Here is a 7,335-nt window from a genome sequence, read left to right on the forward strand (position 1 = left end):
CCCGCTGATGGGTCGGCTCGGGGATGGTGTGCTTGATCTCCGACGGCGCAGATATCGCCGGTTGCGAGGGGAACTGTAGGTCGTTCACCCGCGGGGTGACCCGGCGCTGCGACTTTCCCTACCAGTGGGCCTTGGTCACACGTGGGTGTCTCCGCAAGCGCGTACCGCAGTGCTTTCCGCGGGTCGGCAGCTCTCGCCCCAGGTACTGCGAGCCGTCAGAACCAGACCCACAGCTTGAACTGCCTGCCCGACTGGGTGCACTCGGCGTGGTAGTAGCGGGAGGGATTGGAATGCAGGACAGCTGCGCCGGCCGCGGTGCAGGTCCAGATGTCCGGGTAAGTGGCCCAATAATGCGCGCCCCCTGCCGCGACGTCGGCCGCTTCCTGCCCCTGAGCCACACGGTTGGCCCCGGCCGTGGAGGCGGTGGCTGTGTCGGACGAGGCGGCAAGTGCGGGCCCGGCTGAGCCGCCCAGCAGCAGTGCGGTGCCGGCGGCCGTGGTCGCGACAGCATGACGAATACGCATGAATCTCTCCCTCAGGAGAAACGCAGAGTTCGCGTCTTGCCTTCTCGCTCTTGCAATGAGCGCGGAACGGCATCCGCCCTGCTTCAGCGGCTGCTTACGACGCTCGCCGTCCGTCCGGCCCAGCGTGAGATGCGGCCCACTGGCTCCGCTGGTCCGCCAGGCGGCGCCGTGCCAGGCCCGGGCCTTGGTTCTGCTGCTGCCTTGACGAGCGCCTCGTCGAGGTGATGGTCGACGAGGCCCGGCGAGCCGGAGACGACGACCAGCACGCGGGCTTCTCGGATCGCGGTCTGCTTCACCGCGGTGTCGCACCCGCCAGCGGAAACGGTGAGGAGCTGACTCCAGCGCTCATCGCCGGTCCCGGGGCAGACCGAGTGTGGATCGGGCGCCGGTGTCGGCGGCGGGGACGCCGGGAGGCCCCCCGCACCCGCGACGAACACACAAGAGAGCCACCTCCCACTCGCTAGAGGTGGCTCTCCCTGATCTCAACGGCGGCGAGACATGCTGGACGGGGGACCCGCCACCCTTCACATGGCTTCCGACGACCTTCCCATTGCCCACAATACGCCCACGGTCCTCCGGCACAGCCGGGCGCGGACAGCTCTGAAAACGTTCCGTCGCTGCCGTACCCCTAGGTGTGCGCGGCGCGCGGGGACGCCGCGTGGGCGCTCCGCCGTTCGGGTGGTTACGCGGTCCGTCTATGGCATCCGGGCTACGGAGCGCGTCTAACTAGGTGACAGCGATTGGTGGGCCGCCTATCTCCCAGTCGAACGGCGTGTGCCTCTTGGCATGGCACTGCCGACTCGCCGGCGCTTGGCGTCAGGCGGGGGACGGCCCGTACAGTCGACGTATCCGGAGTGCCCCTCATGGCTCCCACCCTGACCCTGGTCACCTCCAGCCCGAACCCTGCGATGGGCGGGCAGACGGTCACCTTCACCGCAACGGTCATCCCTCTGTGGCTGGGAGTCCCGACCGGAACGGTCACCTTCCGCGTGGGCGGCCTCACCTTGACGGCGCCTGTGGTGGACGGTCGTGCCACGGTATCCACCAACGCCCTGGAAGCGGGCTTCCACACGGTCACCGCGGCCTACAGCGGCGACGCGAACTTCGGCCCGTCCAGCGGGGCCAACCTCCAGATTGTCTTGAAGAGTTCGACCGTGACGGCGGTGACCTCCTCTCCCGATCCCTCGACCGTCGGGCAGCCGGTGACGTTCACCGCGACCGTCACCTCCAGCACCCCTGGGACCAGCGGCACACCGACCGGCAGTGTCACCTTCGTCATCGGCGGCGGTCCCACGCTGACCGCTCCCTTGGTCGGAGGGCGGGCCACGGTCACCACCAGCGCCCTGTCCGCCGGCAGTCACACCGTCACCGCGCTGTACAGCGGCAGCGCGACGTTCCTCCCCTCCACCGGCACCGACGTACACACCGTCCGCAGCAAGGTCATGACATCCACCGTGCTTACCTCGGCTCCGGACCCTTCCGCGGTAGGCCAGTTAGTGACCTTCACCGCGACCGTTGCGCCGGTCGCACCTGGGTCGGGCACTCCGAGCGGCACGGTCACGTTCACCTTCGGCGACGGCTCCCCACCTGTCACGGCACCGGTTTCGGGTGGCGTGGCGAGCGCCATCCACGCCTACCGCACTGCCGTCGGCGGCCCCTTCATCGTCACTGCCTCCTACAGCGGTAACGGTGCCTTCGCCGCGTCGTCGGGAACGGATACGCAGACGGTCACGCGTGCCGCGTCATCGACGACGGTGTCGTCATCGCCGGATCCGTCGGTGGCGGGCCAGCCGGTGACCTTCACCGCGACCGTTGCGCCGGTCGCACCTGGGTCGGGCACTCCGAGCGGCACGGTCACGTTCACCTTCGGCGACGGCTCCCCGCCGGTCACTGCGGTCGTGACGGGGGGTGTGGCCATCACCTCGCACAGGTACACCAGCGCCGCCGCCAGCCCGTACACCGTCACGGCCACCTACAGCGGTGACGGTGGCTTCACCAACTCGGTCGGCACGACTACCCACACCGTCGGCCGGGCCTCGACCACGACCACCGTCACACCCGTCCCGAACCCATCGGTGACCGGTCAGCCGGTGGCCTTCACCGCCACCGTCACCGCCGCTATGCCGGGCACCGGCACACCGACCGGCACCGTCACCTTCACCATCAGCGGCGGCCCCACGCTGACCGCACCCGTGATCGCCGGCCGGGCGACCGTCTCCACCAGCACCCTGACCGCAGGACCGCATGCCGTGACGGCCGTCTACAGCGGTGACGCCGTCTTCGCCTCCTCAGCCGGCACGACCACCCAGACGGTCCTGCCCGCCTCCACGAAGACCACCGTCACATCCGCACCGGACCCCTCGGTGGTGGGTGAGCCGGTGACGTTCACCGCGACGGTGGCGCCGGTCGCGCCCGGCTCGGGCGTACCGACGGGCACGGTGGTCTTCGACTTCGGCGATGGCGCGACGACGTCGACCGTACTGTCCGGCGGCACCGCCGTCGTAACACACACATACACCGCCACCACGGGTAGTTTCCCAGTGACGGCGGTCTACGGCGGTGATGCCGCCTTCGCCCCCTCTCTCGGCACCGACACGCACACCGTCGGCCAGGCCGCAACCGCCACGACGGTCACCTCCTCGCCGGACCCCTCGGTCTTCGGGCAGGACGTCACGTTCACCGCCACCGTCACGTCCGTACCACCGGACGCGGGAGTACCGACGGGCGACGTCGTCTTCACCGTCGAGGGTGTGGGAATCTTCACGGTGCCGCTGACGGCGGGCGGCATCGCCGTTCTCACTCTCGACGCGCTCCCCGCCGGAAGCCTCATGGTCACGGCGGATTACGGCGGCGACGCCAAGCACACCCCGTCCACCGGCAGCGACACGCACACCGTGGGGCAGGCCGGGACCGAAACGACGGTCACCTCGTCGCCCGATCCCTCACTGCCGGGCCAGGAAGTCATATTCCAAGCAACCGTGACACCCCTACCGCCGGGTGCCGGAGTACCCACGGGCGATGTCGTCTTCACCGTCAGCGGTGGCCCGACTCGCACCGGTGCGCTGGTGAACGGCGTCGCCACCGTCACCACCAGCGCACTCTCGGCCGGGCCGCACACCGTCACCGCCGCCTATCAGGGAGATGCCGGCTTCGCCCCCTCCACCGGGACCGACACCCACACCGTCACCGGCGCCTCGACCACGACGACGGTCACCTCGTCGCCCGACCCGTCCGTCTTCGGGCAGTCGGTCACCTTCACCGCGGTGGTCTCTCCCGTGGCTCCCGCAACGGGCGTTCCGACAGGCACGGTCACATTCGACCTCGGCGGCGACGTCGTCACGGCGGCCCTCGACTCCAACGGTGTGGCCACCGTCAGCGACAACACGCTCCCCGCGGGGAGTTACTCCGTGACCGCCTCCTATGGCGGCGACGCCGACTACGGCCCGTCCACCGGCACGGACACCCACACAGTCGGCCGGGCGCAGACGACCACAGTGGCGTCCTCGGACCCCGATCCGTCGGTGTTCGGGCAGGCGGTCACCTTCTCCGCCAGGGTTGCCCCTGTCGCGCCGGGTGCCGGGACGCCCACGGGAACGGTCACCTTCACCGAGAGCGGCGGCGGCACCGTCACCGTCCCGCTGAACGCGAACGGCATCGCCACGATCACCAGCGGCGCTCTCGCCGTAGGCATGTACAGCGGCACCGCCACGTACAACGGCGACACCAACTTCATGCCGTCCACCGGTGCCGACAGCCACACCGTCGAACCGGCGGACACGACCACGACCGTCACTTCAGCACCCGACCCCACGGTCGCCGGGCAGACGGTCACCTTCACCGCCACCGTCGCGCCTGTCGCGCCGGGAGCCGGAACCCCGGTCGGCACGGTCACCTTCGCCATCGACGGCACCACGACCCTCACCGGTACGCTCGTGGGCGGCGTCGCCACTGTCAGCACGGACACGCTCACACCAGGCGCCCATGACATCCAGGCCACCTACGTGGGCGCGGGTGATCCCAACTTCAACACCTCCACCGGCACCGACACCCACACCGTGCTCCGGGCGGGAAGCACCACGACCGTCACCTCGGACCCGGACCCCACCGTCTTCGGACAGCCGGTCACCTTTACCGCGCAGGTGACCCCCGTGGCGCCGGGAGCCGGAGCACCTACCGGGACCGTCACCTTCACCATCAGCGGCGGGGGAGGAACCGCGACCGTGCCCGTGGCTGCGGACGGCACGGCCCAGCTCACCCTGGACTCCCTGTCTGCCGGCAGCTACTCGGTCACCGCCGCCTACAACAGCGACGACAATTTCACGGCCTCCACCGGAACCGGCCTTCACGCCGTCAACCGGGCAGCGACGACGACCACCGTCTCCGGCACACCCGATCCGTCCGCCGTGGGGCAGCCGGTCACCGTCAGCGCGACGGTCTCACCGGTCGGCCCCGGAGCCGGAACCCCGACCGGCACCGTCACCTTCACCATCTCCGGCACCGGCGGTGGCACCTTCACCGAAACGCTCGACGCCGCCGGGAACGCCCAACTCAGCACGAGCACGCTCGGTTTGGGCTCGCACACCATCACCGCCGCCTACAACGGCGACACCGACCACCTCTCGTCGACCGGATCCGACACCCACTCGGTCGAGGTGGAACCCTCCAACACCACCACCCTCACCTCCGGCCCCGACCCTTCCGTCTTCGGACAGTCCGTCACCTTCACCGCGACCGTGACCCCGGCCCAGCCCGGTCCCGTCCCCACCGGCACCGTCACCTTCACCATCGCCGGAACCGGCGGAGGCTCTTTCACCCGGCCCCTCGACGCCTCCGGAACCGCTCAACTCACCCTCGACAGCCTCAGTGTCAGCACCCATGCCGCCACCGCCACCTACAACGGCGACACCACTTACCACCGCTCGACCGGCACCGACACCCACACCGTCAACCCCGCCGGCACATCCACCACCGTCACCTCTACACCCGACCCGACGGTGTTCGGGCAGACGGCCACCTTCAGCGCAACGGTCGCGCCTGTCGCGCCGGGTGCCGGAACCCCGGCCGGTACGGTCACCTTCACCATCGACGGCACCATCACCCTCACCGGTACGCTTGCGGGCGGCGTCGCCACAGTCAGCACCAGCACTCTCACCACCGGCGGCCACACCGTCCAAGCGACCTACAACGCCGCGGGCGACCCCAACTTCAACGCCTCCACCGGCACCGACACCCACACCGTGGTCCGCGCCGCAACCACCACCACCGTCACCTCTTCACCCGACCCCACCGTCTTCGGACAACCCGTCACCTTCACGGCCCACGTGACCCCCCTGGCACCGGGAGCTGGAACGCCCACAGGCACCGTCACCTTCGCCATCAGCGGCGGAGGGGGGACAACTACCGTGCCCGTGGCCCAGGACGGCAGGGCGCAGCTCACCCTCAACTCTTTTCCAACGGGCAGCCGTTCTGTCGCCGCCACCTACAACGGCGACACCGACTTCACAGGTTCGTCCGGCACCGACACCCACACCGTGGGCCAGGCCGCAACCACCACCACCGTCATCTCCGCCCCCGATCCCTCGTCCTTCGGGCAGGCGGTCACCTTCACCGCCACTGTCGCTCCCGTCGCTCCGGGCACGGGTACCCCGACCGGTACCGTCACCTTCGCCATCAGCGGCGGCCCCACACTGACCGGAACCCTCGACGCGTCCGGCATCGCGGTCGTCAGCGCCGGCACCCTTTCCGTCGGCAACCACACCGCCACCGCCATTTACCACGGCGACACCAACTTCAGCACCTCCACCGGCACCGACACCCATACGGTGGGTCGCGCAGCAACCACCACCACCGTCACCTCCAACCCCGACCCGTCCACCTTCGGCCAGTCGGTCACCTACACCGCCACCGTCGCATCGAACGTGCCGGCGGCGGGGACCCCCACGGGCACCGTGACGTTCCTCTTCGACGGCGCCTCGCCCGTCACGGTCCCCCTCGTCGGCGGTGTCGCCACAGTCACCAACAGCAGTCTGGGTACCGGTCCGCACACGGTCACGGCCAACTACGGCGGCGCCCCCGACTTCGCCGCGTCGAGCGGCACGGACACCCAGACGGTGAACCGAGCCGCGACCACCACCACGGTCGTCTCCGAACCCGACCCCTCTCTTCCCGGCCGGGTCGTCACCTTCACGGCGACCGTGACGCCGACGCCTCCCGCGACGGGATCGCCCACCGGAACGGTCACCTTCGTGATCGGAGGAAGCGGCGGCGGCACGTTCACCGCCGCACTCGTCAACGGCGTGGCCAAGGTCACCAACCAAGGACTGTCCATCGGCGCCCACGCCATCACCGCCACCTACAACGGCAACGCCCAATTCACTCTCTCCACCGGCACCGACACCCACACGGTCAGCCCCTGACCGATCAGCTGACGGCTCACGGAGTCGGCGGCGGCCGGCGAGCCAGGAAACAGTCCGCTCAACGAGCCAGCGGTGACGGCCGAGCCGTTGCGAGGACTCGACGCCCTTGCGGGCTGGTCAGAAGTCCAGGTCAGGGAAGTCCGCCTCCGGTTCAGGCTCCGAATCGAGAACCGGCCGGCAGGGACCGGTGCTCGCGCGCAGAGTGATCAGCGGTTTCAGCAGGACGTGCCGGGGCGCCGAGGCAGGTGAGGTGAGCCGCTCCACCATCAGGTCGACGCCGATCCGGCTCATCTCCTTGGCCGGTATCTCGGCCGCGGTCAGCGGCGGGCTCACCTGTTCCGCCCAGCGGCTGGCCGCCACGCCGACGACGGAAAAGTCGCGCGGTACGCTGCGGC

General features: G+C 69.8%; 3 protein-coding genes and 1 pseudogene. 1 reads left to right on the forward strand and 3 read right to left on the reverse strand.

Annotated features, from left to right (window positions below):
- Positions 1 to 215: 215 nt before the first annotated feature.
- Positions 216 to 524, reverse strand: coding sequence for a hypothetical protein (locus ACZ4XD_RS36860; protein WP_468049882.1), 309 nt, complete (start codon positions 522 to 524; stop codon positions 216 to 218).
- An 863-nt stretch (positions 525 to 1,387) separates the two neighbouring features.
- On the opposite strand from ACZ4XD_RS36860, the gene ACZ4XD_RS36865 reads away from it, so the two are divergent.
- Complete coding sequence (locus ACZ4XD_RS36865) at positions 1,388 to 6,940, forward strand: Ig-like domain repeat protein (protein ID WP_468049884.1); 5,553 nt, start codon at positions 1,388 to 1,390, stop codon at positions 6,938 to 6,940.
- A 21-nt stretch (positions 6,941 to 6,961) separates the two neighbouring features.
- On the opposite strand, the pseudogene ACZ4XD_RS36870 reads toward ACZ4XD_RS36865, so the two are convergent.
- Positions 6,962 to 7,054, reverse strand: a pseudogene (locus tag ACZ4XD_RS36870) (IS5/IS1182 family transposase); the annotation flags it as partial.
- Between the two features lie 3 nt (positions 7,055 to 7,057).
- The coding region (locus ACZ4XD_RS36875) for a substrate-binding domain-containing protein (RefSeq protein ID WP_468049886.1) at positions 7,058 to 7,335 on the reverse strand (278 nt) is incomplete at its 5' end.

It is taken from the genome of Streptomyces sp. NPDC029466 (assembly GCF_055574515.1).

What these genes read in the sequence shown, in the direction of transcription:
- ACZ4XD_RS36860 (WP_468049882.1), bottom strand. Translation starts at nt 524, where the DNA reads ATGCGTATTCGTCATGCTGTCGCGACCACGGCCGCCGGCACCGCACTG.
- ACZ4XD_RS36865 (WP_468049884.1), top strand. Translation starts at nt 1,388, where the DNA reads ATGGCTCCCACCCTGACCCTGGTCACCTCCAGCCCGAACCCTGCGATG.